Origin of the sequence: Rhodococcus sp. R1101 (genome assembly GCF_000278445.1) — a bacterium.
Lineage (GTDB): Bacteria > Actinomycetota > Actinomycetes > Mycobacteriales > Mycobacteriaceae > Rhodococcus > Rhodococcus gordoniae.
Map to the genome: position 1 here is coordinate 1 of NZ_AJVB01000477.1, position 2,979 is coordinate 2,979.

At 67.6% G+C, this 2,979-nt stretch carries 1 protein-coding gene and 1 pseudogene; one reads left to right on the top strand and one right to left on the bottom strand.

The window, feature by feature from the left end; all coding sequences use genetic code 11:
* Positions 1–2,143: pseudogene (ppsA, locus tag R1101_RS27720) on the top strand (phosphoenolpyruvate synthase); the annotation flags it as partial.
* Positions 2,144–2,276: 133 nt separating this feature from the next.
* On the opposite strand, the gene R1101_RS27725 reads toward ppsA, so the two are convergent.
* The coding region (locus tag R1101_RS27725) for a TerC family protein (RefSeq protein ID WP_016935106.1) at positions 2,277–2,979 on the bottom strand (703 nt) is incomplete at its 5' end.

A 2,979-nucleotide genomic window follows, 5' to 3' on the forward strand; every position in this document is an offset into this window, starting at 1 on the left:
GACGCCTACCTCGATGCGATGGAGGCTGCCGGAACACGAACCGAGCTGGCCACCGAGGCGGTGCCCGCACCGGACATCGACGACGCCACACTCATCCGCACGTCTGCCGCCCTCGCCGCCCTGGTGACCGATTCGACCGTTCCGGACGAGATGCGCGCAGCGATCGTCTCCGCCTACGAACGTCTCGGACCCGATGTCCCCGTCGCGGTGCGGTCGTCGGCTCCGGCGGAGGATGCCTCCGACACGTCGTTCGCCGGGATCCACGAGTCCTACACGAACATCATCGGCGCCGACGCAGTGGTCCGCGCGGTGCAAGCGTGCTGGGCCTCGTTGTGGTCCGAACGCGCCCGCACCTATCGCGGACTGCGCGGAGTCACCGACGAACCGTCCATCGCGGTGGTCGTCCAGGTCATGGTGAAATCCGAGTCCTCGGGTGTGGCATTCACCGCGGACCCCCGCACCGGCGACCTCGACCGCATCGTGATCGAAGCAGCGCTCGGTCTCGGCGAGGTCGTCGTCGGCGGGCAGGTGGAGCCCGACACCTACGTCGTCGCCAAGGACACCTTCGAGGTGCTCGACGTGCATCTCGGTCACCAGGAGTTCCGGATCGCCTCGACCGACACCGGGGACAGTCGTGTCGCGGTCGATCCGACGCGCAGCACCCGGGTGCTCGACGACGATCAGCTCGACCGTGTCGCGCGGCTGGCCGCCGGAGTCGAACAACACTACGGTCGGCCCCAGGATCTCGAATTCGCATTCGCGAACAACGAGCTGTGGATCGTCCAGACCCGCCCCATCACCACCCTCGACCAGCCGGCTCCTTCCGCCTCGACCGGCAACGGAGAAGCACGACCGTTGCTGACCGGCCTCGGCGCCGGCCCGGGCCGCGACCGGGCGCGTACGGGTGCTGCACGAACTCGTCGACGGGAAACGTCTGAGCGACGGCGAGATCATCGTGGCCCCCATGACCCGGCCGGACTGGCTGCCGATCCTGCGGCGCGCCGGTGGCATCGTCACCGACGGCGGCGGCATCACCTGCCACGCCGCCATCGTCGGACGGGAACTGGGCAAGCCCGTCGTGGTCGGTGCCCGGACCGCCACCACCGATCTGCGCGACGGGCAGTTGATCACCGTGGACGGCAACGCCGGGGCGGTGTTCGACGGGGCGGTCCACACCGCCGAGCGGCCCGCGGCGACGACATCCGCACCGGCGACGTCGCCTGCCGGAGCTGCGACCGTCACGGCCACAGCGGTATACGTCAATCTCGCCACGCCGGATGCGGCAGAGGCGGTCGCCGCCACCGATGTCGACGGCGTCGGCCTGCTCCGTGCCGAATTCATGATCACGGAGGCGCTCGCGGGAGAGCACCCGTCGCACATGATCGCGCAGGGCCGTCGCGACGAGTACGTGGAGAAGATGACGGAAGGCGTCGCGACGATCGCGGCGGCGTTCGCGCCACGTCCGGTGCTATATCGCGCAATCGATCTGCGCAGCAACGAGTTCGCCGATCTCGAAGGAGGCGAGATCGAGCCCCACGAGGAGAACCCCATGATCGGCTACCGCGGATGCTTCCGGTACGTGCGGGATCCTGAACTGTTCTCGCTCGATCTCGATGTGCTGCACCGCGTTCGGAGTGCACATCCGAACGTGCACCTGATGATCCCGTTCGTGCGCACCCGCTGGGAACTCCGGGACTGCCTCGCCCAACTCGACCGGCATCCACTCGGATCCGACCAGCGCATGCTGCGCTGGATCATGGCCGAAGTCCCTTCCGTCGTCTACTGGCTGCCGGAGTACGCGAAACTCGGAATCCATGGGGTGTCGATCGGCAGCAACGACCTCACACAATTGATGCTCGGGGTCGACCGGGACTCCGAGGTGTGCAAGGACCTGTTCGACACCCTCGACCCGGCCGTGCTCGACGCGATCGACCACATCATCGAACGAGCCTCGGCCGCGGGACTGACGACGTCGTTGTGCGGGCAGGCCGTGTCGACCAGCACCGACCTCGCCGAACATCTCGTGCGGCGCGGGATCACCTCGGTGTCGGTCACACCCGACGCCGCAACGCAGACGAGACGGACCGTGGCGCGAGCGGAGCAGCGCATTCTGCTCGACCGCGCCCGCAGCTCGGAGACGTGAGCGAATATCGACGTCCGCCACCCGGTGGGCCTCGAGAGGGCGTCGATAGGTCGGATCCCCTGCCTCGGATCCGCCAGCGATCTGTTCCCACCGTCGTTTTCGATCTCACGCTGCAGGCCGCCGAGACTCGCGCTCAGTCCCGGAGCCCCTCTTCTGTGGTGGTTCGGTTCCCATCCCCGAGGTACTCGGAATCGCCCGAACGAGCCGGGGCACCTGTGCTCCTCCACCCCCACAGGGGCGCTGCGGCAGCGAGTTCCGCCGGAGTGGCGCTGCGGAACGGAGCCGCAGCGACCGGAGGAGCCTGACGGCCCCGGCCGCGGGTGACGTACAAGCTCGCAGCGATGGAGGCCCCGATGATCGTGGTCACCACGGCCAACGAGATCGTGGTGGGGATGTAGAACACGTCGATCTTCAACGCCATCTTGAATCCCACCCAGACGAGCACCAGCGCCAGGCCGACCTTCAGGTAGACGAAGCGGTGGATCAGATCGGCGAGAAGGAAGTACATCGCCCGCAGGCCCAGGATGGCGAACGCGTTGGCCGTGAACACCAGGAACGGAACGTCGGTGACCGCGAAGATCGCCGGGATGGAGTCGACGGCGAAGACGATGTCGGTGACCTCCACCAGTACCAGCACCGCCAGCAGCGGAGTGGCCAGCACCGTGCCACCGATCCGAACGAAGAACTTCTGCTCGTGGAAGGCGTCGGTCATCGGAACGTAGCGGCGGAACAGGCGTAACGTGCGCGAGCGCTCCGGATCGAGGTGCTCGTCGCGGCGGCGCAGCATCCGACAGCCCGTGAGGATCAGGAAGGCCGCGAACAGATACAGGATCGCT